The sequence below is a fragment of the Pantoea sp. E956-1 genome, from assembly GCF_982223955.1.
Map to the genome: position 1 here is coordinate 265,388 of NZ_CEUYZP010000004.1, position 26,044 is coordinate 291,431.

The window sequence follows — 26,044 nt, forward strand, 5'->3', positions numbered from 1 at the left end:
CGGCACAGCCCGGCGGTTAATGAGCCGCGAACCCTGCATCCTTCCACTCATTCTGAGTGATGAAATCTATCGTTGCTGTCAGCACAGTCAGCCGGACAGTGACGCCACCGGCTGTCGCAGTGAGGGAAAACGCAGCGCCTCAACCCGGTCCGCTGGCGTCGGCTTGCCCAGCAGATACCCCTGCAACGCATCAAAGCCTAAGCTGGTGAGCAAATGCTGCTGCTCTTCAGTCTCCACCCCTTCCGCCACCATGCGCAGATTGAGGCTCTGCGCCAGGGTGAGCATGGCGCTGACCACGGTCGCATCTTCACTGCCGGGCCGCAGGCAGTTGATAAAACTGCGATCAATTTTGAGTTCACTGGCATCCAGATCTTTAAGATGCAGCAGGTTGGCATAGCCGATGCCGAAGTTATCAATAGCGACGCTGACACCCGCCTGCTGCAATTCACGAATGCGCTGCTGGCTGAAAGCGGGATCGCGCATGGCAATCGCTTCAGTGATCTCCAGCATCAGCGCGCTGCCTGACAGCTGGTAACGCGCCAGGGTCTGCGTCAGGATAGTCAGCAAATCACGCTGGTGAAACTGCAACGCAGAGAGATTCACCGATACCGTCCAGTCACTGTGGCCCTGGTTGTGCCAGATCCTGAGCTGGCGGCAGGCCTCCCCGATCACCCAGTTCCCCAGCGCAATAATCTGACCGGTTTTTTCGGCGCGCGGCAAAAACAGCTCAGGCGTCAGCAAACCACGCTGCGGATGCTGCCAGCGCAACAACGCTTCGAATCCCATTAACCTGGTGCCGCCGGAACAGAATTTGGGCTGATAGAACAGCCGCATCTGCTCGCGCTCTATCGCCTCCCACAGATCGTTCGCCAGCTCCAGCTGATGCTGCGTCGCGGCGCTCATGGCCGGTTCAAACAGGCACCAGCCGTTTCGTCCGCTGTGTTTGGTGTGATACATCGCCGCATCGGCATTAAACAACAGCTCCTGCCGGTTGCGACCGTGCAGCGGAAAGATCGCAATGCCCGCGCTGAGTGAAACGTGCAGCACATAGCGGTCCAGTTCAAACGGCGCACTGATGACTTTCACCAGTTTTTGCGCCAGCTGGCAGGCTGCACTGCTATCGCACTCAGCCATCAGCACAAATTCATCGCCCCCCAGACGCACCAGCAGCATCGTGTGACTGAGCTTACTGCGTAGCCGTTCCGCCACGGCCACCAGCAACCGATCACCGACGTGATGTCCCCAGGTGTCATTGACCGCTTTGAAGCCATCAAGATCCATATAGATCACAGCAAAGTGATGCTCATTAAGCATTGCCTGTTTAATGGCGAGATCGAGCTGCTGCTCCAGCATCACACGATTGGGCAGCGTGGTCAGGTTGTCATGCATCGCCAGCTGACGCAATTCCTGATTAGCGCGATTGAGGCGGGTCGCCAGCCGCGTGGCGCGCAGCTGCGCATCCAGCATCGAACTCAGCAGAGTGATACCCAGAATCGTCAGGGTAATCAGCGTCACCCACACCGCCAGGCCCTGATTGCTGACGCCGTGCGGCTGCATCGTACTGCGGTGGCTGAACTGTGCTGCCGCCATACCAGCATAGTGCATGCCAGCAATAGCGATGCCCATCACCAGAGAGGCCAGCACACGCATCAGCAACAGACGGTGATCGCCCTGGCGCAGATGGAAAGCCAGCCACAGCGCCAGACCAGAAGCCGCAAGCGCAATCAGCACAGAGAGTGCCACCAGCAGGGCATTCCACTCCGGTTTTGGTTCAATCAGCAGGGCATACATGCCGAGATAGTGCATCACCACCACACCTGTGCTCAGGATCAGCGTGCCGCGCAGCAGCCGCGGGCGGGTAAGATGCAGGCCGCCCACCGTCTGGCCAAAAGCCAGCACAGACGCCAGGATCGCTACCAGCAGCGAGAGGATCGTCAGCCGCGTGTCGTAGCGCATCATCATCGGTAACATCATCGCCAGCATCCCGACAAAGTGCATTGCCCAGACGCCAATCCCCATTGCGATGCCGCCCACCAGCAACCAGAACCGGGCGCTCCAGCCACGGGATACGGCCACCCGTCCGGCGGTATCCAGAGCGGTAAAAGAGGCAATGAACGCCACGAGCAGCGAAACGCTGATCAGGACGCTATCCCACGTGACAGGCAACATGTGCAACTCCTCACCGCCCGCAGAGAAGCGGGTGCTGTGTACAGTCTGATAAGTGATTTAAAACACCCGGTGGGTGAACGTGATTGAATTTCGGTAATCGTGGTCCTGACGTCCAGGCAAAACGCACCCACAGACGCAGGCCATTTCTAACCCGCATCTTATTAGCCGCCCACAGAGCAAGCCGGTAAATCGTTATTATGTCTGATTGGTACAGGAACATATCACCGAGGCAGAAAGCATGCCAGATGCCAAAAAAACAAAGAATTTTGTTTTACCGCTTCGCCTTTACGCCTTGCTGCTACTGGGTTATCGGCCGCAGTGACGTTTTGATTAGTCAAAAACAAATGGCAAGGCTTCGCGTAACGCTTTAACTGATATATAGTAAGTAAAATTTATATAAATCATTATTCTTAAGTCTGCATTTTCTCTTAAGAGCGCGGCAATGCCCGCCTTGTTATTTTTATTTCCTTATTCTGGATTGAATCGTTAATAAACACCGGGTGAAAAAGCACTGACTCTGGATAATCCGTAAGGAAATATTATGAAACTCAAGCTTTTTCTGTTTGCCGCTGCAGGATTAACTGCCGCTGTTCCGTCATTAACCCAGGCGGCGACGACCTCGGGAACCATCAATGCCACGTTAACCCTGACCACCGGTTGTCTGGTGAACGGTCAGTCCGCTACGGCGGGCGTTAACTTCGGTACCCTGAACTTTGGTAGCAGCGCAGCCACTTTCGATACCCTGAACGCCACGCTGGTCGGTGCGGCTGGTAACGGTATTTTTGTGCGCTGCACCACCGGTCAGGACTACAACGTGGTGGTCACCAGCAGCAATGCTGCGCCGGCGACCATCTATGGCACCGCCTCTGCATCGCCGCGTTATCTGGTGCTGGGAGCGGATAATGCGCAGGGCATCGCCTATACCCTCTACAGTGACGCCTCCTTTACCACAGCAATCGCCAACAACACGCCCATCGCCGCCAGCGGTACCACCGATCCGACGCTGGGAACCAACTATGCCATCTATGGCCGGGTAGTCGGCGGCGGATTTAACCCCCTTATTCCTGCCGGAACCTATACCGATACGATTAACGTAGCCGTGAACTATTAACTGCTTTCGCGGGTAAATGCGGGTGGTTCTCTGGCGATCCTGCCTGACGATCGCATGCGGTCTGCCCCTGCTGACAGGGAGTATCAGCGCCTGGAGTCTGCCAACCAGCACTTTCCAGGTTACCGCGTCGATTGTGGCAGGCTGCGTGATATCCGGTACCAATACCGGCGTCTTTGGCACGCTTAATTTCGGTACGCAGTCTGGCGTGGCGGCGAATACCGTCAACGCCAGCTTTCTGCAGAGCACCTCGATTAATCTCGCCTGTACGCCGGGCACAACGCTGAGCATGAGCATTAATCAGGGCAACAATTTCACCACGACCCGTAACCTGAAGCTGCCCAATTTCAGCAATACCGTTCCCTATACGCTCTTTAGCAACGCCAGCCGCACTACGGTGATCCCCGTGAACCAGGCGGTGCCGTTGAGTTATAGCAATGCCAATAACATTACGCTGCCGATCTACGGTCAGCTACAACTGCCCGGCACTGCGCGCGCCGGCGTTTATACCGACACGCTGACCGTCACCCTGAGCTGGTGAGGTGATAGAAAACAAGGATATGATCATGAAGCCACTGCGCGCCCTGTTGCTGCTGTTAAGTTCCACCCTGCTCTCTCCGGCCTTCGCCGCGAATTCGGTCATGATCTGGCCCATCGATCCCGCCATTAATCCTGAAGAGAAAGCCAGCGAACTCTGGCTGGAGAATCGCGGTAACAGTACCACCATGATGCAGATCCGCGTCTTCAGCTGGCAGCAGATCAACGGCCAGGAGCAGTATCAGACTCAGCAGCAGGTGGTCGCCAGCCCGCCGATGGTGCGGATGGAGCCAGGCCAGAAACAGCTGGTCAGGCTGATTAAACAGACGCCGCCTGCGGCCGGTAAAGAACAGGCCTATCGGGTGGTGCTGGATGAGATCCCGACCTCGCGTAACCCCGGCGAAAATCAGGCCGGCCTGACCTTCCAGATGCGCTATTCGGTGCCGCTGTTTGTTTATGGCACCGGTCTGAACACGGACAGCGCTCGCCCGGCGCTGCGCTGGCAGCAGATCAGCGAGGGCGGCAGGCGCTGGCTCCAGTTAACCAATAGCGGCAGCGGTCATGCCCGGTTGAGCAATGTGGCGATTGGCGGCCGCAAACTGGGTGAAGGCTTATACGGCTATGTGCTCGCTGACAGCTATCACCGCTGGCCGCTTACCTCGCCGGTGAGCGGCGAACTCACCGCAGAGGTTAACAAGAGCCAGTGGCGCAGCGCTGCCCAGAAGTAAGCGCTGAATGAGACCATTTTCCCTGCATCCCTGCGCGCTGGCTGTGGCCAGCGTCATTTACGCTTTTACGCCGGATCCTGCGCTGGCGGAGACTTACTCATCCCTGCCCCCGCCGCCCAGCCTGCAGACCAGCAGCAATGGTCAGCAATATATGCTGGAGCTGGTGATTAACCAGCAGGAAAACGGCAACATTGTGCCGGCAGAGCAGCGCGACGGTCATTTCTGGATTCGCAGTGGCGATCTGCAGCGTGCTGGCCTGCCAGCGGATAAGCTGGGCCAGCAGCCGCAGGTCGATGTCAGCAGCCTGCAACCCATCAAAGTGGAGTATGACGCAGCGCGACAACGCCTGCTGCTGACCGTACCGCCTGACTGGCTGCCCGGTCAGGTGATTGGCGAGGCGAAGAACGGACCGCGCTATCCGGGCCGTACCAGCAGCGGCGCGCTGATTAATTATGATCTTTACGCCAGCCGCACGGATAACAGTGGCTCCCGCCTGTCTGCCTGGAACGAACTGCGGCTGTTTGGTGATGCCGGTCATTTCTCCACTAACGGCGTCTGGCAACAGCAGCTGGAAGGCAGTACCACTTATCAGGATGATGGCTATATCCGCTACGACAGCTGGTGGAGCAATGAAGACGAGAATGCGGCGGTGAGCTGGCGGGTCGGTGATCTGGTCACCGACTCGCTGGCCTGGAGCAGCAGCGTGCGTCTTGGTGGCATCCGCGTCGGTCGCGACTTCAGCGTCCGTCCCGATCTGGTGACCTATCCGCTGCCCGCTTTTTCCGGTCAGGCCGCCGTGCCTTCCACCGTTGATCTCTTTATCAACGGCTATCGCTCCAGCCAGGCGAACGTGCAGCCTGGCCCCTGGTCGATGACCAATGTGCCATTCGTTAACGGCGCGGGTGACGCCGTGATCACCACCACCGATGCGGTTGGCCGCCGCGTCACCACCACCATGCCGTTTTACGTCTCCAGTAACCTGCTGAAATCGGGGCTGTCGGACTACGCCTTCTCTGCCGGGGCAATCCGTGAAAACTACGGCATAAAGAACTTCGATTATGGTGAGGCAGCGGCCAGCGGCTCTTATCGTTACGGTATGACCGACTGGCTGACGCTGGAGAGCCACGCCGAAGGCAGCGAAACGCTGGCGATGGGCGGTCTGGGTGGTCAGCTGCGCGTCGGCAGCTGGGGCGTGGTTAACGGCGCGGTGGCGCAAAGTCAGCTCGATGGCGAGAGCGGCAGGCAATATAGCTGGGGATATCAGTACAACAACCGCTGGTTCAACATCGGCACTCAACAGACCCAGCGCAGCAGCGACTTCGGCAATCTGGCGCTGGTCGGCAGCCGTGCCGGTAGCCAGGCGGATAGCCGCTACGCACTCTCACGCCGCAGTGCTCAGTACAGCGCCAGCGTCTCACTGAACCGCTTTGGCAGCGTTGGCGCCGCCTTCATCGACATCACCGACGGTCAGGGCGATCGCACCCGGCTGTGGAACCTCTCATGGAGTAAAAACCTGTGGGGTAACAGCAGCCTGTATGTCTCGGCCAGCCGCGATCAGCAGGAGAAAAGCTGGACCGGGGCGATTTCGCTGGTGATCCCGTTTGGTGAACAGGGCAGCGTGGCCCTCAGCACCGAACGCGATCAGCGTGGCCGCGACAGTCAGCGCGTTTATGCCTCACGCGCCATGCCCAGCGACGGCGGGTTCGCCTGGGATGCCTCCTGGGCGAATCAGAGCGGAGACAGCGGCGATTATCGTCAGGGCAGTCTGCGCTATCGCAATAACCAGATCGACACTTCAGCGGGCTTCTATGGCGACGATGACAACCTTACCCAGTGGGCCGATCTCTCGGGTGCGCTGGTGTTAATGGACAACAGCGTCTTTGCCGCTAACGCCATCAACGACGCCTTTGTGCTGGTGAAAACCAACTATCCCGACGTAAACGTGCGCTACGAGAATCAGTCGATGGGACGCACCAATCAACAGGGCTATCTGCTGGTGCCCGCCATCAGCAGCTACTATCCGGCCAAATATGATATCGATACCCTCGACCTGCCGGCAGATATGACCACACCACGGGTTGAGCAGCGCTTTGCGGTGAAACGCCAGAGCGGTTATCTGCTCAACTTCCCGGTGGAAAAACTGCGCTCAGCCAGCGTAATCCTGGTCGATGCGCAGGGCCAGCCGCTGCCGGTATCAAGCCTGGTGCAGCGTCCCGATCATCCCACCGAGTATGTCGGCTGGGATGGCATCGTCTGGATGGAAGATCTCACCGCCAGTAACCCGATGCAGGTAGTGACGCCCGATGGCCGCCAGTGCGAAACCGAACTGCGCATCGCCAGCGGTCAGCCGCAGGCGCTGAAAACTTACGGCCCCCTGACCTGTGCGCTGCCCGCCCCTGCCGCAGGCAGCGCCCCCTCTCCCGCTGAATCTTTTACGTCCGGAAACCGACCATGATGAAATCTGTAATACTGGCTGGCCTGCTGCTGTTACTGCCGTCGCTGGGCTACGCCGCCTGCGCCCTGCCCGCATCGACCGCCAGTTTCGGTTCAGTCACAACCTTTGTGGCGAACACCACCATCAGTTCCACCACCACGAATGCCAACGTCAACTGTGGCGCGGGCGCCGGGCTGTCGCTGCTGGGCAATAACCAGATCACTTTTCAGCTGACGGGCGCCACCAATAGAAATGGCACGCGCGGGACGCTGAAACGCAGCGGTGATACCGGCAGCGATAATGTGCCGGTGCGGCTCTGCACCGACACGGCCTGCGCCACTGAACTGACAATTGGCGGCTCGCCGTTTGTCTATGGTTCGCAGACCCTGGTCAACCTGGCAGGCTTGCTGGGCAGCCTTAACTTCGCCATCCCGATCTATCTGCGCACCGTTCCCGGTCAGGTGGTCGCCGCCGGGACGTACCAGCTGACGCTGAATATGGCCGTGACTTATCGCATCTGCACCAGCATTGCGATTGGCAATGTCTGTTTAAGCGAGCAGAACGGCAGCGGTGTCATCCCGATTAATATCACCGCCATTCTTACCAATGACTGCACCACCATTACCGCGCCCAATATCAGCTTTGGCAGCGCGCCGCTGGTCGGCAGCTTCTCCGCCGTATCACAGACTATCAACGTGTTGTGCAGCAAAGGCAGCACCTATACCGTCGGGCTGAGCAACGGCAGTTATCCGGTGGGGAGCGTGAGGAATATGGCGAGCGGCACGAATCGGCTGAGCTATGAAATTTATAAAAGCACCACCAGCAATCGCTGGGGATCGGCAGGCACTGAACGCTGGAGCAGTACCACCTCAACGGCGGTATCCACGGATGGACTGACGCGCGGTTTTAACTACACCGCGCGCATCCTGACCACGCAGAACACGCCGCCAGCCGGGAACTACAGCGACAGCGTGGTGGTCGATTTGTCGTTTTAGAGTGAAGCACTGACCGGCGTGCCGCTGTGACGGATCTGATACTGCTTCACCATCCGGCCAATCAGCAACGTGCCGATCAGCCCACAGACTGCGGCAAAGGTCAGCCAGACGCCCGGCATCGCTTTGTCACCGGTGGCATGGATCAGGTAGCTGGAGATGGCAGGCGTAAAGCCGCCAAACAGCGCCGTCGCCAGACTGTAAGCCATCGAGAAACCGGCGGCGCGCACCTCAGCAGGCATGATCTCCGCCAGATAGACCACCATCGCACCGTTATAGCTGGCATAGAGAAACGACAGCCACAGTTCCGCTTCCAGCAGGTGGGCGAAGCTGGCCGATCCCACCAGCCAGTGCAGTACCGGCCAGGTGGTGACAATCATCAGCAGAGTAAAAATGATCAGCAGCGGACGGCGGCCGACGCGGTCCGACAGCGCCCCCATCAGCGGCAGCCAGAAGAGGTTTGAGACACCGACACAGAGCGTTACCAGGAACGCCTGCTTGTCACTCATCATCAACACCGTTTTACCAAAGGTCGGAGTAAAGGCGGTGATCATGTAGAACATCACCGTGGTGGTGACCACCATCAGCATCCCCGCCAGCACCAGCGCCCAGTTGCTGGCGACCGACCGCATGATTTCCGTCATGCTGGGATGATGTTTACGTTTGCTGAACGCTTCGGTCTCTTCCAGCATCCGGCGGATATAGAACAGGAAGGGCACAATCAGACAGCCGACCACAAACGGGATACGCCAGCCCCACTCCGTCACCGCCTCTTTCGCCAGCAGATGATTCAGCATCAGACCCAGCAGGGCGGCAAAGATCACCGCAATCTGCTGGCTGCCCGACTGCCAGCTGACGAAAAAGCCTTTGCGTCCTTTGGGCGCGACTTCGGCCAGATAGACCGATACGCCACCCAGCTCAACGCCCGCCGAGAAGCCCTGCAACAGCCGTCCCAGCAGGATCAGAATCGGCGCTGCCACGCCCAGGGTGGCATAGCCCGGTACCAGCGCAATGGTCAGGGTACCTATCGCCATTAAGCCAAGCGTCAGCAACAGCCCTTTACGACGACCATGATGGTCGATGTAGGCCCCCAGAATGATCGCCCCCAGCGGGCGCATCAGAAAGCCGGCACCAAAGGTCATCAGGGTCAGCATCAGGGAGGCAAACGGGTCATCACCGGGGAAGAAGGTTTTTGAAATGGCAGTGGCGTAGTAGCCAAATACCATAAAATCGTACATCTCCAGGAAGTTACCACTGGTGACGGTGAAGATAGTTCGGGCGGCACTTTTCGGCGGCTTTTGTAAAGACGGGGTGTGACTCATAACGGCTTCCTGTTGTTTTTTAGCCGTTTTAGCCTGCCTGACGCGGGATTAATGTGACCTGGCTCACCATTGCACTTTACAAATCTATGTACATAAGTAACAACCAATTAACAATTCAGTTCAGCTAGCATAAGTGATTGCCCTGGTCCTGATTTGCCTGATTTTATAGGGCTGAAGAGCAGCCATAAAAAAAGGCGACCTGAACAGTCGCCTTTTTCCTGAGCCGGATAACCCGCTATTTCTTCACGGTTTCCATGCCCATCAGACCAATTTTCAGATAACCCGCCGTGCGCAGCTTATCCATTACGCTCATCAGCGTTTCATAATCGACCGACTTATCCGCCTGGAAGAAAATGGTGGTCTCTTTGTTGCCCTGAGTCTGGTTAGTCAGCACGTTAACCAGCGACTCCGGTGTAACCTGATCGTTACCGACGTAAAGCTGCTTATCGGCTTTAATCGACAGGTAAACCGGCTTTTCCGGGCGCGGCTGCGGCGCGCTGGTTGAGGCGGGCAGATTGACGCGTACGTCGACCGTGGCCAGCGGCGCGGCCACCATAAAGATGATCAGCAGAACCAGCATGACGTCGATAAACGGCGTCACGTTGATCTCATGCATTTCACCATCGGTTTCCAGATCGTCGTTTAATCGCATTGCCATAAGAACTTACCCTAAGCGCAGTTTCTGAGCCGTCGCAGGACGCGGAACATCAGTGGCGACAATGCCCAGATCGATATCACGGCTCTGCAGCAGCATCACCTGAGCGGCGACATCACCCAGCGAGGCTTTATAGTTGGCGATCATGCGGGCAAAGACGTTGTAGATCACCACCGCCGGAATAGCAGCGATTAGGCCAATCGCGGTCGCCAGCAGCGCTTCGGCGATACCCGGTGCAACAACCGCAAGGTTCGTCGTCTGGGTTTTAGCGATGCCGATAAAGCTGTTCATGATGCCCCATACGGTGCCGAACAGGCCGATAAACGGCGCAACCGAACCGATGGTCGCCAGGAAGCCATTGCCCCGGCCTGCATGGCGGCTGAACGCAGCAACGCGGCGCTCAAGGCGGAAACTGGTGCGATCTTTGATCCCGTTGGTATCTTCCACGCCAGCCGACAGTTCAAGTTCATTCTGCGCATCATTCAGCAGCACCACACTGTGGCTGTGACCGGTAAACGACTGGGCAATGCGGGCAGCGTCATTCAGATTGCGGGCTTCGCCCAGCGCCAGATGCTCGCGCTTCAGGCGGCGCTTAGCGGCGCTGAGTTCGGCGTATTTGCCAAAGAAGATCGCCCAGGTCACCACTGAGGCCAATAACAGGCCAATCATGACCACTTTTACCACGATATCGGCATGTTGATACATGCCCCAAACGGAGAGGTCCGTTTGCATCAAATCACTGGCTACCACGCTGCTTCTCCAACTTCTGATTCAGGGATGCGAGACAAGCGCGAATAATAGCAAAACGACGGCGAATTGATAGTAGTTCTCATTAGTATTTACAAAGATGATCGCTGCCATTCACCCGCAATTAGCCAGGTTTAAACACTTTTTGCAAGGATGTTTCGAAAATGTGAAGCCGCATGAAAATTTATTAAAACATCGTTTCAAAATGTGATGGCATTCATTCAATCAGCATTGCCGCATTTTACTGGCGCGCATTTTCACTATGCTGGCTCCACACGGTCCTCTCCGGTTAGCCCCCGACGCCGGACGCCGTCCTACCTCAGCGGGAGATAAAATAATGAGAATGACGAAAACATGCCTGGCCAGTGCCCTGGCGGTGATGATGAGCGCGACTGCCACGGCACAGGTGATCAAAGTGGCTGAAGTCCAGCCTGCCGGTTATCCCACCGTGGTCGCCCTGCAACACATGGGCGACAAACTGAAACAGGCCACCGATGGACGGCTGGAGATGAAACTCTACGCCGGTGGCGTGCTGGGAGATGAAGATCAGACGCTGCAACAGGTGCAGCTGGGCGCAATCGACATGATCCGCGTGTCGCTGGCACCGGTCACTTCAATTGCCCCGGAAACCAGCGTGCTGACCCTGCCCTACATTTTCCGCGACATTGACCACATGCACAAAGTGCTGGATGGCGAAATAGGCCGCGAGATTGCCGACAAGTTTGATAAAGATCCCAACGCCCGCATGGTGTTCCTGGGCTGGACCGATGCCGGTGAGCGCAACATGATCACCAAAAAGCCGCTGGCAAAACCGGAAGATCTCAAAGGCATGAAGATCCGCGTGCAGAACAGCGCCATCTCGCTGGCAACGCTGAAAGCGATGGGCGCGAATCCGGTGGCGATGGGCGTCAGTGAAGTATTCAGTGCGATGCAGACCGGCGTGGTCGATGGCACCGAGAACAATCCGCCTACTTTTGTCGCTCATAACTATATGCCGGTGGCGAAGTACTACACCCTCAGCGGCCACTTTATCCAGCCAGAGATGATCCTGTTTTCAAAACGCGCCTGGGATCGCCTGAAACCCGAGGATCAGGCACTGCTGAAGAAGCTCGGCAAAGAGGCGCAGGATGAGGAGCGTCAGCTCTGGGCGACCTATACCGAAGAGTCGATCGCCAAAATGAAGGCAGGTGGCGTCACCTTCCAGCAGACGGACCGCGACTACTTCGTCAAAGCGACCCAGCCGGTGCGCGATCAGTTTGGCGGCAAATATCAGGATCTGATGACCCGGATCGCTGAGGTGAAATAACCCTTCCGCGCCACACTGCCGTGTGGCGTGCTTAATCAGGTATTAATTATGGCTGCTTATACACGTCTGATGGATGGGCTCTATCTGCTGTGCATGCTGATTGCCGCCGTGGCACTGATGATTATGGTGACGGTGATCCCCATCGGGATCTTCGCCCGTTACGTGATGAACGGTGCGCTCTCCTGGCCTGAACCAGTGGCCATTATCTGCATGATCATTTTTACCTTTATTGGCGCACCGGTCGGCTTACGCGCCGGGACGCATATTTGTGTCTCAATGATGACCGATCGCCTGTCGCCGGGACGGCAACGGTTGCTGCTGCTGGTCTGCGATGTGCTGATGATCATCACCTGCCTGGTGATCTTTCAGGCCAGCTACAGCCTGTGTGAAGCGATGTGGGTTCAGACCCTGGCCTCGCTGCCCGCCGTTACCTATGGCGAGATGTACCTGCCGATCCCGATTGGCGCGATCTTTACCCTGCTGTTTGTTATTGAGCGATTGCTGACCGGCGATCAGAGCCAGCGGCCGATTGTCACACTGGGTGGCACCCACTAATCCGGAGCAGAAGATGGATGCATTGATTTTGTTAGGCAGTTTGCTGGTACTGCTGCTGGTGGGGTTTCCGGTGGCATTTGCGGTCGGCCTGAGCGCATTTATTGGTGCCTGGTGGATCGATCTGCCGCTGGAAGCCGTGGTGATTCAGATTACCAACGGCATTAACAAATTTTCGCTACTGACTATCCCGTTCTTTATTCTCGCCGGGGCGATCATGGCGGAGGGCGGCATTGCTCGCCGGCTGGTCAACTTCGCCTATATCTTTGTCGGCTTTATCCGCGGTGGCCTGTCGCTGGTGAACATTGTCGCCTCAACCTTCTTCGGCGCGATTTCCGGCTCATCGGTGGCGGATACCGCCTCGATTGGCTCGGTGATGATTCCGCAGATGGAGGAGAAAGGCTATCCGCGTGACTTTGCCGCCGCCGTCACCGCCAGCGGCTCAGTACAGGCGGTGCTGACGCCACCCAGCCACAACTCAGTGATCTATTCGCTGGCGACCGGTGGGCTGGTGACTATCTCTTCCCTGTTCGTGGCGGGTATCCTGCCTGGCCTGATGCTGGGTGGCTGCCTGATGGTAATGTGCCTCGGCTTTGCCCGTAAACGCGGCTATCCCAAAGGGGAACGTATTCCGTTTCGCCAGGCGCTGAAAATCTTCTTCGACGCGTTCTGGGGATTGTTTACCGTGGTGATCATTATGGGTGGCATTCTCTCGGGTATCTTTACTGCCTCGGAGTCCGCCGCGATTGCCTGTATCTGGGCCTTTTTCGTCACCATGTTTATTTATCGTGACTTTAAATGGAACCAGCTGCATATCCTGCTGTTCCGCACCATTAAGACTGTCACCATCGTGATGGTGCTGATCGCCTTCGCCGCCGGGTTTGGCGCAGTGATGACCTTCATGCAACTGCCGACGATTATCACCGAGGCGTTCACCAGTCTGTCGGATAACAAGTATGTGATCCTGATGTGCATCAACATCCTGCTGCTGGTCGTCGGCACGCTGATGGATATGGCACCGCTGATTCTGATCCTGACGCCAGTCCTGTTGCCGGTCGCCACCGCGCTTGGCGTCGATCCGGTTCACTTCGGCATGATCATGCTGACCAACCTCGGGATCGGCCTGATCACCCCGCCGGTCGGTACGGTACTGTTTGTCGCCAGTGCGGTCAGTAAGCAGAAAATCGAGCAGGTGGTCAGCGCCATGCTGCCGTTTTACGGCATGCTGTTTATCGTGCTGATGCTGATTACCTATATTCCGGCCATTTCCCTCTGGTTACCGCGCCTGATGGGCGTGATGTAGCGTCGGCAAAATCGGGTCCAATCGCGGACCCGATTTTCATCCTGCGGCGCACTCTGATAATCACCATTGAGTCTCAACCCTGCTGGTCGTTTCGTGGTAACGTGAGGGCTTAGTCAGAAGCGGCAAAGGCGACTCATGACCACCAGAAAAATTGATACCACGCTCGTCAGTGCAGGACGCAGCAAGCGTTATACCCAGGGCTCGGTGAACAGTGTGATTCAACGGGCCTCCTCGCTGGTTTTTGATACGGTCGCGGAGAAGAAACGCGCCACCGCCGGTCGGGCAAAAGGCGAACTCTTTTATGGCCGTCGTGGCACCCTGACGCACTTTGCGCTGCAGGACGCGATGACGGAGCTGGAAGGCGGCGCAGGCTGTGTACTCTACCCCTGCGGGGCGGCTGCCGTGGCGAACGCGATTCTGGCGTTTGTCGAGGCGGGCGACCACGTGCTGATGAGTGGCGCAGTCTATGAACCGACCCAGGATTTCTGTACGAAAATCCTGACTAAGCTGCAGGTTTCAACAGGCTGGTTCGATCACTGCATCGGCAGTGAAATCGGTGAGCTGGTGCAGCCCAATACCCGGGTGGTTTTCCTTGAATCGCCTGCCTCTATCACGATGGAAGTTCAGGATATTCCGGCGATTGTGGCGGCGGTTCGCGCCAAAGCGCCCGAGGCGATCATTATGATCGACAACACCTGGGCGGCCGGTATCTTATTTGATGCGCTGGCGCACGGCATCGATATTTCGATTCAGGCGGGCACCAAATATCTGATTGGTCACAGCGATGCGATGATCGGCACGGCGGTCGCCAATGCGCGCTGTATCGACCAGCTACGCGAGAACTCCTATCTGATGGGCCAGATGGTCGATGCCGATACCGCCTACATGGCGAGCCGGGGGCTGCGTACGCTGGGCACCCGTCTGCGTCAGCATGAAGAGAGCGCGATTCAGGTGGCAGAGTGGCTGGCAGCGCGTCCCGAAGTGGCGCGGGTTAATCACCCGGCGCTGGCGCAGAGCAAAGGTCATCAATTCTGGCAGCGTGATTTTAACGGCAGCAGCGGCCTGTTCTCTTTTATCCTGCAGGAAAAACTCAGCGCACCCCAGCTGGCGGAATATCTCGATCACTTCCATCATTTCAGCATGGCCTACTCCTGGGGCGGCTATGAATCGCTGATCCTGGCGAATCAGCCGGAAGAGCTGGCCGCGATTCGTCTGGCGGGTGGAGTCGATTTCACCGGTACGCTGGTGCGACTGCATATTGGTCTGGAGCACGTTGACGATCTGCTGGCTGACCTGGACGCCGGTTTTGCGCGCCTGACGCGTTAATAAACTCAGGTAAAAGATAAACAGACGTTAAACAGAAGATGAACCGGGTAGCGGCCACCCGCAGAGTTTGCCGGGCTGCTGCTCATTTATTGTTAAAATTTATCCCAGACCGTTCAGGTCATCAGTGAGGTCGCTGCATTTATTGCGCAGCGCCGCGACCGATTGCCTGAATGCAGACGGATAGTTCCTTGTGACGTGATGGAATAGCAAATGGGTGTTTTACACGAAATTGTCCACGCGCTCTGGCATCAGGATTTTGCCGCGCTGGCAAATCCGGATGTAGTGTGGGTGGTGTACGGCGTGATGTTCCTGACGCTGTTTCTGGAAAATGGGCTGTTACCCGCCTCTTTCCTGCCGGGCGACAGCCTGCTGCTGCTGGCGGGTGCGATGGTGGCAAAAGGGGTAATGGATTTTGTGCCGACGATGGTGATCCTCACCACCGCAGCCAGCCTGGGCTGCTGGCTGAGTTATCTGCAGGGTCGCTGGCTGGGGAACACCCGGCTGGTGAAGAGCTGGCTGATGCATCTGCCTGCGCAGTATCACCAGCGCGCCTGGAATATGTTTAACCGCCATGGCCTGATGGCGCTGCTGGTCGGCCGTTTTCTGGCCTTCATCCGGACGATCCTGCCGACGATGGCGGGCATTGCGGGCTTGCAGAATGGTCGCTTTCAGCTCTTCAACTGGCTCAGCGGCGTGCTGTGGGTTGGCATCGTCGTGACATTTGGCTATGGCATCAGCCAGGTGCCGTTCATCAAGCGTCATGAAGATCAGGTGATGGCGATCCTGATGATACTGCCGATGGTGTTGCTGTTTCTCGGGCTGTTCGGCAGCATTCTGGTTATCTGGAAAAAGCGTCGGCAGAAACAGGCCTGACGTCAGCGCGTAGTATCAGGATCCGCCGCCACTCAGGCGGACGGATCCGCTACCGTCTGCCGCACACGATTCACCTCTTCCCCCGGCGTCACGCCAAAATAGCGCTTAAATTCCCGCGAAAACTGGGAAGGACTTTCATAGCCAACCCGCACCGCCGCCGCACTCGCTTTTAATCCATCGTGCAGCATCAGCAATCGCGCCTGATGCAGGCGATATCGCTTGAGATACTGCAAGGGCGACGTCTGCGTAACCGCTTTGAAGTTATGGTGAAAGGCTGAAACGCTCATGTTCACTTCCGCCGCCAGCGCATCGACGCTGAGGTTTTCCGCATAGTGATTTTCAATCCGTCGCAGGGCACGCGCGATCAGGCTGAATTGCGTCTGTCGGCTCACCAGTGAGAGCAGCGCACCACCAATCGGGCCAGTCAGCACGTAGTAGATAATTTCCCGCACGATGTGTGGCCCCAGCACCCGCGCATCGCGCGGCTGGGTCATTACATCCAGCAATCGCTCAGCGGCACACAGCATCGGTTCCGTCAGCCACGCCGAGTGGATCCCCGAGGTCTGCGGCTGCGGCTGGAACTGATCGTCATCACCGATTTCAATCAGCAGATCCTGCAGGCTGGCGGTATCGACATTAAGACACAGCCCGGCAATCGGCACCTCTGGCGAGGCCCAGGTTTCGCACTCCACCGGCAGCGGCACGGTGAGCATCAGGTACTTGCTGGCGTCATACTGAAACACGGTACTGCCGAGATAGCCGGTTTTGCTGCCCTGAAACAGGATCACAATGCCAGGCTGATACATCATCGGCGTACGGGGACGATATTGATTAGCGTAAATCAGCGACACATTTTCGACCGGGCAAAGACGGTCGTGACCGTGGGTCATTAACGTGACGACCTGCTGTGCCAGCCGGTGACACAGTGCATCGTGCGCCATAGCGACTCCTTTTACGGGCAAAAAGCCAGTGTGCCGTGCGAATGTCTGAATCACCAGTGAATTGGAGAATCAGGCGCTCGTTTACGTCACTGAAATGTTGCAAATCGTTTTTATCATGCAGCCCGATGCGTCTGTCCGTAAGCCGCTTCGATCAGAAGTTGTAGATAACTGAAACTAATAATACTTTAGGGTTTTCTAAGGTGCTTACAGTCACCATTTGCTGAGGTTCATTACCGATCCAACATACTGCTTCAATGTGGCAATCCTTCTGCTTTTTATATCCCAGAGAAATCAAATAGGCGTCAATTTCGCCTGAATTATCTGTATCATAATATTTTATTGCATAAACCTGTGAAGCTGGCCCCGTAATATTGGCAAAGTCAAAATTATATCGCGGAGAAATTCGTGGCATTTTTTTCAGGATGTCGGGGGTGTAGAATTCATATTCTCTCACATCCTGCTCGGTATAGTTTGCGCTTCCGGAGAATTCCATTTTTATATAAGGCCATATCCAGACCAGCACTGACATAATAACAATAATAATCATTGATACTATTTTAAATGACTTACGCATACGGTAATACCCCACCGGTTGCCTTATCTATATATGAACCATCAGTGCTGGCAATACCGACGATTCCCGAATGGAAGTCACTCCACGGTCTGACTGTCGTCATAAAATCCGGCAGAACACCTTTTCGGGGTTTCACATTGGGGAATTTTTCAGGATCGGGGAATAAAAGTGGCGAAAAGGAGTCGTTCTTCCAGGAACCGATCTTACCGTAATAATTCCATCTTTTTAGCGCCTCTGCTTTGCTGACGGGACGCAGCAGCTCAAAGAGATCATACAGGGTGACAACACGGTAAAAACCCAGCAAATCTGACACCAGATCTTCTCCACTGAAACCACTGTCTGTAATGCTAGTGATGGGAAATGATGCCTGCAATCCTTCAAACTTCCGGGCCAGAGACATCATCATGGCCAGCGCAATTCTTTTGCGTTCAAAATGGGAACGACCGCGTTTGATACGCCAGGTAATAAATTTACCCATCCTCATAGTTCTGGTTGGGTCAGTCATAGACTGCGAATAGGTAACATCGTAGTATTTCTTGCCTGAAGCCTCTCCGGAATCAATACTTCTCAAAAGCCTTCTTATATCGCTACCCTGAGCATGTCCCAGATCAATCCAGCCCAGTACTTCCGTATAAACCAGGCCATAGGGGACTCTGGCAGCAGCAGTTCCATCAATGATATCACTTCGTTTACTCATCTTTTAATTTCCCTATTTAACTAATGAGTTTCAGCAAAGCGTAATCATGCCACAGGAGAGAGATCACTTTAAGAAAAATGCGCTGGATATTTTCTAATCTGGCCGGGAAAGTTAATTATCATTAACCTGTCTTCTTATTTTGATATACATTAATAGAGACGTGTTGTCTTATTCGGGATTCTGTGTCGTCTGAAATTACTGTGCTATCACCCTCGCGAGACTAACGATACCGCTTTATTGTTATGGCACTACGACTATGCCCGAGTTGCCGCTCGCAAGCAGAATCTCCCGCTTCAGATATAAATGCTATGAGCCCCTGGCAAAACTGGACTATATCCTATAAGCAAGCCGGTTTAGTTCACGCCTGCAGAAAACCGGCATAAATACGATTCTGGCCAATTTCGAGCATGATTCGCTATAGCTAAGCAGGCTGAGAATTGTTGGCTAGACTTAAGCACAGTGAAATCTCACGGATTAACCGCAACGGAAAGGAGCAACTATGGCAGACCAACCCATTATCAAACTGCGCGATGGCAATATGATGCCGCAACTCGGACTCGGCGTATGGCAGGCCAGCATTGAAGATGCACGTCATGCGGTGCTGAAAGCGCTGGAGGTCGGCTATCGCTCAATCGATACCGCCGCCGCCTATAAAAATGAAGAGGCGATTGGCCAGGCACTGCAGGAAACCGACGTGCCGCGTAAAGAGATTTTCGTGACCACCAAACTCTGGAACGACGATCAGCAGAACGTTCAGCAGGCGATGGAAACCAGCCTGGAGAAACTGAAACTGGAGCAGGTCGATCTCTATCTGATGCACTGGCCGTGCCCGGAAAAAGACCATTATGTCGATGCCTGGAAGAAGATGATTGAACTGCAGCAGCAGGGGCTGACTAAAAGTATCGGCGTCTGTAACTTCCATGAGGCGCATCTGAAGCGACTGCTGGATGAAACCGGTGTCACGCCGGTAGTAAACCAGATTGAGCTGCACCCGATGCTACAGCAGCGCACGCTGCATGCGTGGAACGCACTGCATCAGATCCAGACCGAATCCTGGAGTCCGCTGGCGCAGGGCGGCAAAGGGGTCTTCGACCAGGAGATCATTAAGTCGCTGGCGAAGAAATATGGCAAAACGCCGGCACAGATCGTGATCCGCTGGCATCTGGATAGCGGCCTGGTGGTGATTCCGAAGTCGGTGACACCAGCCCGTATCGAAGAGAACTTTAAGGTATTCGACTTCCGCCTGGACAAGCATGAAGTGAGTGATATTGCGAAGCTGGACAGCGGCAATCGTCTGGGGCCGGATCCGGAAACCTTTAACTAAGGCTGAGTATCATCGGGTGAGCTCACCTTATCTGCCCTGCGGATGGGGCAGATAACGATTAACGCGGTCAGGCGGGCTTTCCCTGCCTGACCGCGCTGTTATGCGGTGGGCTGCACCACAAGCTGACCGGCAGTGCCACGGTCGGCCAGTTCCAGCGTCTGACTGTAGTAGACGAACGGGAAGTGATCTGACGAACTTTGCGGGAAAGTGACCATCAGTTCCACGCTGCCATCGACCCACACCGTATCTTTCCAGCCACGATCTTCGCCCATCGGCTGCGCACCATTCACACTTTTAATCAGGAACATCACGCCCTGAATATGCAGCGACTGTGGCCGGTCAGCATGCAGGATCCAGCGCTCAAAGGTGCCCTGCTGTGCCGTGGTGTCAATGCGGCTCATATCCCAGATCGCGCCGTTAATGCCCGGCATGCTGTCACCGATGCGGAATTCACGGGTGCGAACCGCCACGCCATCCAGAATCTGATCGGCCAGCAGCCGCATCGGCAGATTATCCGTCACCAGCGGCAGCAAGCCGGTTGGCCGCAGCGTCAGGATCAGGGTTGACGTCAGAATAGAGGATGGCTCAAAGAAGCCGCGCAGCCGATCCATAATGCCCGCCGCCGTGCCCGCGGTAATCGACACTTCATCGCCCTGCGACATATCCACCAGCACCTCGCGGCGTTCGCCCGGTGCCAGTGAAAGACGCTGCACCGCCACCGGCGCAGGCAGATAGCCCTGATCGCTGGCGATGACCATAAACGGACGATTGTCGCTGAGCACCATCTCGTAACGGCGCGCATTCGACGCGTTCAGCAGACGCAGACGCACCCAGCCGCGTGATACCTCCACAAACGGATTGCGTACGCCATTCACCAGCAGCGTGTCGCCCAGGAAACCACCATCCTGCGGCGGGTCATAGACCGGCGTGGCAAAGTTATCGAGCCGCTTGTCCTGAATGATAATCGGGAAGTCATCGACGCCGTAATGCTTCGGCAACGGCAACTGCCTGCCAATATCATCTTCCACCAGCCACATCCCCGCCAGTCCGTTGTAGATGTGCGGAGCCATGCGGTTCGGCGTGTTAGCGTGATACCAGCAGGTTGAGGCCGCCTGACGAATCGGCAGCACCGGCGACCAGTCAACACCGGCTGACATCATACGCGGCGCGCCACCCATCAGCGCACCCGGCAACTGCAGACCGCTGATAGTCATGGAGACCGGCTCGTTCAGACGGTTACTGTAGATCAGCTTAACGTCATCGCCGCTGTAAACCCGGACGGTTGGGCCAAGATAGAGGCCATTAATGCCCCACACCGGCACTTTGTTGTTGTCGCCATTAAAAGACCAGTGGCTGCGCTGCATGGTCAGGAACAGCGGCTGGCCGCGACGGGATTCCAGCAACGGCGGAACCGGAAGTGGCGTGTCGCCATTAGCTGAAGAAGCGGCACGCGCCGCATGAGGTAGTACACTGGCGCTAAGCGCCGCTCCGGCAGAAAGCTGGATGAACTGACGTCTGCTGAAAGACATAAAACTTCTGACCCTTTACGCGTGGCGCTAAGCGCCGACCCTGTTTTTATTGATCTGTTTTTGCTGTGCTGCGTTCACGGCGGGCGGACGTGCTCCGCCGTGCGGCATCCCTGCAGGATAGTTCGGCGAATGGTTCGCCGGTCAGATATTTCCGTTTTTTTCGCGTTCTGCGACTTCGGCGTTCAGCTCTTCCAGCTTTGCCGCCATCAGTTCGCGACAGTGGGTCGCCAGCTTACGCACCGACGACGACTCGAAAGCCTTTACATCAATCGGTGGCAGCATCTCAACGATTACCAGCCCGTTTTTCCAGCGATTGAGGTTGATCTTGCCATGCGTATTAGAGACCACAATCGGAATGATCGGCACACCCGCTGCTACAGCGGCGTGAAAGGCACCGGTTTTAAACGGCAGCAGGCCACGGCCACGGCTGCGCGTCCCTTCCGGGAACATCCAGATGGAGATGCGCTTACTGTTAAACTCATCGACCAGCTGACCGATCGTGCCGCGTGCTTTTGCACGGTCATCGCGATCAATCAGCAGGTTACCGGTCAGCCAGTAGAGCAGGCCAAAAAATGGCACCCACAACAGGCTCTTCTTGCCCACCGTGACCGTGCAGGGCTGCACCATTTTAGCCGCGGTGACCATGTCGTAGTTGTTCTGATGGTTCGCGATGTAGATCGCATTACCATAATTCTCAGCACCTTCCGGTCTGCGCAGTTCTACTTTAAGGCCAAACACCGTCGACAGTTTGCCGAACAGGTGGCCAAATGTGGCAACGTGACGCGGATTGCGCGGTGAAAACAGACACCAGATACAGCCAGATATACAGACTAAGATCGAATAGATGACCACAATAATGGCACGCAGAATCAGTAACATAGTTCCCTCATTGAGCCACGGCTGACGCGATGTCAGCCGGGTAGTTTACGCTTCGCTATCCGGGCTCGCCGGACGCGCAGGCGCATCCAGTTCAACACGATCAATTTTTTGCAGGCCGCGCGGTAGCAGCGTGCCGCGACGTCCACGATCGGCGCGGAATTTCTGTAGCTCTTCACTGCGCAGCAGCATTTTACGCTTGCCCACATGCAGCGTGATAGCGCTGCCCGGCGGTAAAATCATCAGCCAGGCCAGTTTGTCCTGACCGGCGGCCGCTTCTGCGGATGGAATCGAGATGATTTTGTTGCCCTTGCCTTTCGACATCTGCGGCAGCTCCCCGACCGGGAACATCAGCATCCGCCCCGCCTGGGTGATCGCCAGCAGCATGTCATCTTCATGATGGACGGCCATCGGCGTCATCACGCGAGCGTTTTCCGGCAGCGTCAGCAGCGCTTTACCGGCGCGGTTGCGCGACACCAGATCGCTGAAGGTACAGATAAAGCCGTAACCCGCATCTGAGGCCATCAGCAGGCGCTGGTCATCCGGTTCCATCAGCACCTGTTCAACTACCGCACCCGGCGGTGGCGTCAGCTTACCGGTCAGCGGCTCGCCCTGACCGCGCGCGGAAGGCAGCGACGTCGGATCCAGGGTGTAGCTGCGGCCAGTAGAATCGATAAAGGCCACTGGCTGATTGCTCTTGCCGCGTGCCGCGGCCAGATAGCTGTCGCCCGCTTTGTAGCTGAGTCCGGCAGGATCAATATCGTGGCCTTTGGCGCTGCGCACCCAGCCCATCTGCGACAGCACAATGGTAACCGGTTCAGACGGCACCAGCTCGGTTTCGCTCAGGGCTTTGGCTTCTTCACGCTCACGCAGCGGCGAACGGCGATCGTCGCCGTAGCTGGCGCTGTCAGCCTGTAACTCTTTTTTCAGCAGAGTGTTCATCTTACGTTCAGAGGCCAGCGTGGCCTGCAGCTGATCGCGCTCTTTTTCCAGCTCCGCCTGCTCGCCACGGATTTTCATCTCTTCCAGTTTTGCCAGGTGGCGCAACTTCAGTTCGAGGATCGATTCGGCCTGGGTTTCGCTGATGCCAAAACGTGACATCAGAACCGGCTTCGGCTCATCCTCAGTACGGATGATCTCGATCACTTCATCAATGTTCAGGAACGCAACCAGCAAACCTTCCAGGATATGCAGGCGACGCAGCACGCGATCCAGCCGGTGATTCAGACGACGTTTCACCGTATCGCGGCGGAACACCAGCCATTCGGTCAGGATCTCATGCAGGTTTTTCACCGCCGGGCGGTTATCCAGCCCGATCATGTTGAGGTTAACGCGGTAGCTCTTTTCCAGATCGGTGGTGGCGAACAGATGATTCATCACCTGATCGAGATCGACGCGGTTGGAGCGCGGGACGATGACCAGGCGGGTCGGGTTCTCGTGATCCGACTCATCACGCAGATCCTCCACCATCGGCAGCTTTTTATTGCGCATCTGGTTCGCAATTTGCTCCAGCACGCGCGCGCCCGACACCTGATGCGGCAGCGCGGTAATCACCGCCTCGCCCTCTTCCTTCTTCCAGACCGCACGCTGGCGAATCGAGCCACGACCGGTCTGATAAATTTTGCGGATTTCGTCACGCGGCGTGATGATCTCCGCCTCTGTAGGATAATCAGGCCCCTGGACAATATCCAGCAGCTGTTCCAGCGTGGTTTTCGGCGAGTCGATCAGCGCGATGGTCGCCTGAGCCACTTCGCGCAGGTTGTGCGGCGGAATATCGGTCGCCATACCCACGGCAATGCCGGTGGTGCCGTTCAGCAGAATATTGGGCAGGCGCGCCGGCAACATCTTCGGCTCCTGCAGCGTGCCATCAAAGTTCGGCTGATAGTCGACCGTCCCCTGACCCAGCTCACCCAGCAGCAGCTCGGCATATTTAGACAAACGGGATTCGGTGTAACGCATCGCCGCGAATGACTTGGGATCATCCGGCGCCCCCCAGTTACCCTGGCCATCGACCAGCGGATAACGGTAGGAGAACGGCTGCGCCATCAGCACCATCGCTTCATAGCAGGCGCTGTCGCCGTGCGGATGGTATTTACCCAACACGTCACCCACGGTACGCGCCGATTTTTTGAATTTTGCGCTGGCGCTCAGTCCCAGTTCGGACATGGCGTAGACGATCCGTCGCTGAACCGGCTTTAATCCGTCGCCAATGTAAGGCAGGGCGCGATCCATGATGACGTACATCGAATAGTTTAAGTACGCATTCTCGGTGAATGTGTGCAGGGCAAGACGCTCTGCACCATCCTGAGTCAGTTCACTCATTAATTTCTCATCCTCACATCGTGGCCCACAACGGCGGGACACCCGGCGGTGGTTTGGCGAGGATAGTACCTTATTCGCTGGTGTTAGTCACAGGGGAAGCGCGGGACAGCAGGCGTCCCGCCGCGCGATTTCCTGTGCCGGAGGCACGCCGGATTCAGACCGGCAAGTGACTGACCTGTGTGCGGAAGTGGATCAGGGCTTTGCCCCCATCCACTGGCGGGCAATATCACGATATTCGCCAGTGGCGGTGCTGAGATGCAGCCACTGATCGACATAGAGCTTCCAGCTGATATCGTCACGCGGAATCATGTAAGCCTTCTCGCCATACTGTAGCGGTTTGTCAGGATTGATCGCACAGAGCGTCGGGTAATGTTGCTGCTGAAAACGCGCCTCAGAGGCATCGGTGATCATCACATCCGCCTTGTTGTCCACCAGCTGCCGGAAGATGGTGACGTTATCGTGGAACAGCGTCAGTGAGGCCTGTGGCAGATGGCTGTGCACAAAGGCTTCATTGGTGCCGCCTGCCGGTTCAATCAGCCGCACGTCAGGCCGGTTGAGCTGTTCGATGGTCTGGAAGCGATCTTTATCACTGCAGCGCACCAGCGGGATTTTGCCATCCACATCCAGCGGCCGGGCGAACCAGGCGGTCTGCTGGCGTTTCAGCGTAACCGAGACGCCGCCGACGGCGATATCACACTGCTTTGCCAGGAAATCGGGCATCAGGTTTTTCCAGCTGGTTGGCACCCATTCCACTTTCGCGCCGAGCGAGGCAGCCAGCGCGTTCGCCATGCTGATATCCAGCCCTTCATACTGACCATCGGGTCGCAGGTAGCTGTAAGGCTTGTAATCTCCGGTGGTGCAGACCTTAAGCGTTTTAGAACTGAGGATGGTGTCGAGATGAGACTGTGCCTGGACAGCACTGCTCGCCAGCAGCAAAGCGAAGACTATTTTTTTCATTTTGATTTTTTCACGGTGAGTTTGCCTGCCGATGGTGCCATAAACCGGCGCATTGTTGCTGCCACAGCAAAAGTGTTGTGATCAACCTCCCATTTTTCTACGGGCGCAGCGCGCGTAAGCTAAGCGCCATATTCAGGAAATGAGGCAAACGATTCATGAGCAAGATTTTAATTATCGATGGCGGCAAAACCTTTGCCCACTCTAAAGGCGAACTGAACCACACGCTGACCGACGTTGCGGCCAGCCAGCTGCGTGATATGGGGCATGAGGTATCCGTGACCCTGGCTGACAGCGACTACGTGGTCGCCGATGAAGTGCAGAAATATCTCGATAGCGATGTGGTGATTTATCAGATGCCTGGCTGGTGGATGGGCGAACCCTGGACGGTGAAGCGTTACATTGATGAAGTCTTTACCGAAGGCCACGGCTCGCTCTACGCCAGCGATGGTCGTACCCGTTCTGATGCGGCGAAGAAATATGGTTCCGGCGGTCTGCTGCAGGGCAAAAAATATATGCTGTCACTGACCTGGAATGCGCCGCTGCAGGCCTTTACCGACCCGGAGCAGTTCTTTGAAGGCGTCGGCGTCGACGGTCTATATCTGCACTTCCACAAAGCCAACCAGTTCCTGGGTATGGAAGCGCTGCCGACCTTTATCTGTAACGATGTGATTAAAGCGCCGGACGTGCCACGCGATATCGCCGCTTATCGGACCCATCTTAGCCGCGTTTTTGCGTAAGATGGCTGGGGGATACTCCCTATTTTCCCACGAAA

General features: G+C 56.4%; 23 protein-coding genes. 12 read left to right on the forward strand and 11 right to left on the reverse strand.

What is annotated here, in order from left to right; genetic code table 11:
• Nucleotides 1-87: 87 nt before the first annotated feature.
• Nucleotides 88-2,169, reverse strand: a complete 2,082-nt coding sequence (locus AC0T7J_RS13775; RefSeq protein WP_473794904.1) for a putative bifunctional diguanylate cyclase/phosphodiesterase — start codon at nucleotides 2,167-2,169, stop codon at nucleotides 88-90.
• A 541-nt stretch (nucleotides 2,170-2,710) separates the two neighbouring features.
• Between AC0T7J_RS13775 and AC0T7J_RS13780 the strand changes: the two genes are divergently transcribed.
• The 5 genes from AC0T7J_RS13780 to AC0T7J_RS13800 are packed head-to-tail and all read left to right on the forward strand — an operon-like array spanning nucleotide 2,711 to nucleotide 7,971.
• A complete protein-coding gene (locus AC0T7J_RS13780) occupies nucleotides 2,711-3,280 on the forward strand; it encodes a spore coat protein U domain-containing protein (protein ID WP_473794905.1) in 570 nt (189 codons plus the stop codon).
• Between the two features lie 16 nt (nucleotides 3,281-3,296).
• Nucleotides 3,297-3,818, forward strand: a complete 522-nt coding sequence (locus tag AC0T7J_RS13785) for a Csu type fimbrial protein (protein ID WP_473794907.1) — start codon at nucleotides 3,297-3,299, stop codon at nucleotides 3,816-3,818.
• 25 nt (nucleotides 3,819-3,843) lie between these two features.
• Nucleotides 3,844-4,542 (forward strand): fimbrial biogenesis chaperone, encoded by a 699-nt coding sequence (locus AC0T7J_RS13790; RefSeq protein WP_473794908.1) that lies wholly within the window; start codon nucleotides 3,844-3,846, stop codon nucleotides 4,540-4,542.
• 7 nt (nucleotides 4,543-4,549) lie between these two features.
• Nucleotides 4,550-6,997, forward strand: coding sequence for a fimbria/pilus outer membrane usher protein (locus AC0T7J_RS13795; protein ID WP_473794909.1), 2,448 nt, complete (start codon nucleotides 4,550-4,552; stop codon nucleotides 6,995-6,997).
• The gene (locus tag AC0T7J_RS13800; protein WP_473794910.1) at nucleotides 6,994-7,971 is read left to right on the forward strand and encodes a Csu type fimbrial protein; all 978 of its coding nucleotides are present in this window, start codon (nucleotides 6,994-6,996) and stop codon (nucleotides 7,969-7,971) included. Before AC0T7J_RS13795 ends, AC0T7J_RS13800 begins: the two co-directional genes overlap by 4 nt.
• Here the strand turns inward: AC0T7J_RS13800 and tcuC are convergent.
• The 3 genes from tcuC to exbB form a co-directional block, all read right to left on the reverse strand.
• Nucleotides 7,968-9,290, reverse strand: a complete 1,323-nt coding sequence (gene tcuC, locus AC0T7J_RS13805; RefSeq protein WP_473794911.1) for a tricarballylate/proton symporter TcuC — start codon at nucleotides 9,288-9,290, stop codon at nucleotides 7,968-7,970. The genes AC0T7J_RS13800 and tcuC overlap by 4 nt on opposite strands.
• Before the next feature lie 235 nt (nucleotides 9,291-9,525).
• Nucleotides 9,526-9,948 (reverse strand): TonB system transport protein ExbD, encoded by a 423-nt coding sequence (gene exbD, locus AC0T7J_RS13810; RefSeq protein WP_010249013.1) that lies wholly within the window; start codon nucleotides 9,946-9,948, stop codon nucleotides 9,526-9,528.
• A gap of 6 nt (nucleotides 9,949-9,954) precedes the next feature.
• Entirely contained in the window at nucleotides 9,955-10,677 is a 723-nt protein-coding gene (gene exbB, locus AC0T7J_RS13815; RefSeq protein WP_473794913.1) for a tol-pal system-associated acyl-CoA thioesterase, read from the reverse strand.
• Nucleotides 10,678-11,029: 352 nt separating this feature from the next.
• Between exbB and AC0T7J_RS13820 the strand changes: the two genes are divergently transcribed.
• From AC0T7J_RS13820 to AC0T7J_RS13840, 5 genes are all read left to right on the forward strand, one after another.
• A complete protein-coding gene (locus AC0T7J_RS13820) occupies nucleotides 11,030-11,998 on the forward strand; it encodes a TRAP transporter substrate-binding protein (RefSeq protein ID WP_473794915.1) in 969 nt (322 codons plus the stop codon).
• A 48-nt stretch (nucleotides 11,999-12,046) separates the two neighbouring features.
• On the forward strand, nucleotides 12,047-12,553 hold the full coding sequence (locus AC0T7J_RS13825) for a TRAP transporter small permease (RefSeq protein ID WP_473794916.1): 507 nt from the start codon (nucleotides 12,047-12,049) through the stop codon (nucleotides 12,551-12,553).
• Between the two features lie 13 nt (nucleotides 12,554-12,566).
• Nucleotides 12,567-13,853 carry a TRAP transporter large permease gene (locus tag AC0T7J_RS13830; RefSeq protein ID WP_473794918.1) on the forward strand — a complete coding sequence of 429 codons (1,287 nt, stop codon included), beginning with the start codon at nucleotides 12,567-12,569 and terminating at the stop codon, nucleotides 13,851-13,853.
• Nucleotides 13,854-13,988: 135 nt separating this feature from the next.
• Complete coding sequence (gene metC, locus AC0T7J_RS13835) at nucleotides 13,989-15,179, forward strand: cystathionine beta-lyase (protein WP_473794920.1); 1,191 nt, start codon at nucleotides 13,989-13,991, stop codon at nucleotides 15,177-15,179.
• Between the two features lie 210 nt (nucleotides 15,180-15,389).
• On the forward strand, nucleotides 15,390-16,052 hold the full coding sequence (locus AC0T7J_RS13840; protein ID WP_010249020.1) for a DedA family protein: 663 nt from the start codon (nucleotides 15,390-15,392) through the stop codon (nucleotides 16,050-16,052).
• Nucleotides 16,053-16,084: 32 nt separating this feature from the next.
• Here the strand turns inward: AC0T7J_RS13840 and AC0T7J_RS13845 are convergent, their stop codons facing one another.
• The 3 genes from AC0T7J_RS13845 to AC0T7J_RS13855 all read right to left on the reverse strand — a co-directional run bounded on the left by AC0T7J_RS13845 (nucleotide 16,085) and on the right by AC0T7J_RS13855 (nucleotide 18,264).
• Nucleotides 16,085-16,993, reverse strand: coding sequence for an AraC family transcriptional regulator (locus AC0T7J_RS13845; RefSeq protein ID WP_010249021.1), 909 nt, complete (start codon nucleotides 16,991-16,993; stop codon nucleotides 16,085-16,087).
• Nucleotides 16,994-17,144: 151 nt separating this feature from the next.
• A complete protein-coding gene (locus tag AC0T7J_RS13850; RefSeq protein ID WP_473794921.1) occupies nucleotides 17,145-17,567 on the reverse strand; it encodes a hypothetical protein in 423 nt (140 codons plus the stop codon).
• Nucleotides 17,560-18,264, reverse strand: a complete 705-nt coding sequence (locus tag AC0T7J_RS13855; protein ID WP_473794922.1) for a hypothetical protein — start codon at nucleotides 18,262-18,264, stop codon at nucleotides 17,560-17,562. The genes AC0T7J_RS13850 and AC0T7J_RS13855 overlap by 8 nt, the downstream gene beginning before the upstream one ends.
• Before the next feature lie 499 nt (nucleotides 18,265-18,763).
• Between AC0T7J_RS13855 and dkgA the strand changes: the two genes are divergently transcribed.
• Nucleotides 18,764-19,588, forward strand: coding sequence for a 2,5-didehydrogluconate reductase DkgA (dkgA, locus tag AC0T7J_RS13860; protein ID WP_473794924.1), 825 nt, complete (start codon nucleotides 18,764-18,766; stop codon nucleotides 19,586-19,588).
• 98 nt (nucleotides 19,589-19,686) lie between these two features.
• On the opposite strand, the gene ftsP is transcribed toward dkgA, so the two are convergent.
• From ftsP to AC0T7J_RS13880, 4 genes are all read right to left on the reverse strand, one after another.
• On the reverse strand, nucleotides 19,687-21,117 hold the full coding sequence (gene ftsP, locus AC0T7J_RS13865; RefSeq protein WP_473794926.1) for a cell division protein FtsP: 1,431 nt from the start codon (nucleotides 21,115-21,117) through the stop codon (nucleotides 19,687-19,689).
• Between the two features lie 141 nt (nucleotides 21,118-21,258).
• Entirely contained in the window at nucleotides 21,259-21,996 is a 738-nt protein-coding gene (locus AC0T7J_RS13870) for a 1-acylglycerol-3-phosphate O-acyltransferase (RefSeq protein ID WP_010671121.1), read from the reverse strand.
• 45 nt (nucleotides 21,997-22,041) lie between these two features.
• The gene (gene parC, locus AC0T7J_RS13875) at nucleotides 22,042-24,315 is read right to left on the reverse strand and encodes a DNA topoisomerase IV subunit A (RefSeq protein WP_473794928.1); all 2,274 of its coding nucleotides are present in this window, start codon (nucleotides 24,313-24,315) and stop codon (nucleotides 22,042-22,044) included.
• Between the two features lie 192 nt (nucleotides 24,316-24,507).
• Nucleotides 24,508-25,272, reverse strand: a complete 765-nt coding sequence (locus tag AC0T7J_RS13880) for a transporter substrate-binding domain-containing protein (protein ID WP_473794930.1) — start codon at nucleotides 25,270-25,272, stop codon at nucleotides 24,508-24,510.
• Between the two features lie 155 nt (nucleotides 25,273-25,427).
• On the opposite strand from AC0T7J_RS13880, the gene AC0T7J_RS13885 reads away from it, so the two are divergent.
• Nucleotides 25,428-26,009 (forward strand): NAD(P)H-dependent oxidoreductase, encoded by a 582-nt coding sequence (locus tag AC0T7J_RS13885; RefSeq protein ID WP_473794932.1) that lies wholly within the window; start codon nucleotides 25,428-25,430, stop codon nucleotides 26,007-26,009.
• Nucleotides 26,010-26,044: the final 35 nt, after the last annotated feature.

Bases quoted from the DNA above. Each gene is read 5' to 3' on its own strand.
- AC0T7J_RS13775 (WP_473794904.1), bottom strand. From the start codon at position 2,169: ATGTTGCCTGTCACGTGGGATAGCGTCCTGATCAGCGTTTCGCTGCTC.
- AC0T7J_RS13780 (WP_473794905.1), top strand. From the start codon at position 2,711: ATGAAACTCAAGCTTTTTCTGTTTGCCGCTGCAGGATTAACTGCCGCT.
- AC0T7J_RS13785 (WP_473794907.1), top strand. From the start codon at position 3,297: ATGCGGGTGGTTCTCTGGCGATCCTGCCTGACGATCGCATGCGGTCTG.
- AC0T7J_RS13790 (WP_473794908.1), top strand. From the start codon at position 3,844: ATGAAGCCACTGCGCGCCCTGTTGCTGCTGTTAAGTTCCACCCTGCTC.
- AC0T7J_RS13795 (WP_473794909.1), top strand. From the start codon at position 4,550: ATGAGACCATTTTCCCTGCATCCCTGCGCGCTGGCTGTGGCCAGCGTC.
- AC0T7J_RS13800 (WP_473794910.1), top strand. From the start codon at position 6,994: ATGATGAAATCTGTAATACTGGCTGGCCTGCTGCTGTTACTGCCGTCG.
- tcuC (WP_473794911.1), bottom strand. From the start codon at position 9,290: ATGAGTCACACCCCGTCTTTACAAAAGCCGCCGAAAAGTGCCGCCCGA.
- exbD (WP_010249013.1), bottom strand. From the start codon at position 9,948: ATGGCAATGCGATTAAACGACGATCTGGAAACCGATGGTGAAATGCAT.
- exbB (WP_473794913.1), bottom strand. From the start codon at position 10,677: ATGCAAACGGACCTCTCCGTTTGGGGCATGTATCAACATGCCGATATC.
- AC0T7J_RS13820 (WP_473794915.1), top strand. From the start codon at position 11,030: ATGAGAATGACGAAAACATGCCTGGCCAGTGCCCTGGCGGTGATGATG.
- AC0T7J_RS13825 (WP_473794916.1), top strand. From the start codon at position 12,047: ATGGCTGCTTATACACGTCTGATGGATGGGCTCTATCTGCTGTGCATG.
- AC0T7J_RS13830 (WP_473794918.1), top strand. From the start codon at position 12,567: ATGGATGCATTGATTTTGTTAGGCAGTTTGCTGGTACTGCTGCTGGTG.
- metC (WP_473794920.1), top strand. From the start codon at position 13,989: ATGACCACCAGAAAAATTGATACCACGCTCGTCAGTGCAGGACGCAGC.
- AC0T7J_RS13840 (WP_010249020.1), top strand. From the start codon at position 15,390: ATGGGTGTTTTACACGAAATTGTCCACGCGCTCTGGCATCAGGATTTT.
- AC0T7J_RS13845 (WP_010249021.1), bottom strand. From the start codon at position 16,993: ATGGCGCACGATGCACTGTGTCACCGGCTGGCACAGCAGGTCGTCACG.
- AC0T7J_RS13850 (WP_473794921.1), bottom strand. From the start codon at position 17,567: ATGCGTAAGTCATTTAAAATAGTATCAATGATTATTATTGTTATTATG.
- AC0T7J_RS13855 (WP_473794922.1), bottom strand. From the start codon at position 18,264: ATGAGTAAACGAAGTGATATCATTGATGGAACTGCTGCTGCCAGAGTC.
- dkgA (WP_473794924.1), top strand. From the start codon at position 18,764: ATGGCAGACCAACCCATTATCAAACTGCGCGATGGCAATATGATGCCG.
- ftsP (WP_473794926.1), bottom strand. From the start codon at position 21,117: ATGTCTTTCAGCAGACGTCAGTTCATCCAGCTTTCTGCCGGAGCGGCG.
- AC0T7J_RS13870 (WP_010671121.1), bottom strand. From the start codon at position 21,996: ATGTTACTGATTCTGCGTGCCATTATTGTGGTCATCTATTCGATCTTA.
- parC (WP_473794928.1), bottom strand. From the start codon at position 24,315: ATGAGTGAACTGACTCAGGATGGTGCAGAGCGTCTTGCCCTGCACACA.
- AC0T7J_RS13880 (WP_473794930.1), bottom strand. From the start codon at position 25,272: ATGAAAAAAATAGTCTTCGCTTTGCTGCTGGCGAGCAGTGCTGTCCAG.
- AC0T7J_RS13885 (WP_473794932.1), top strand. From the start codon at position 25,428: ATGAGCAAGATTTTAATTATCGATGGCGGCAAAACCTTTGCCCACTCT.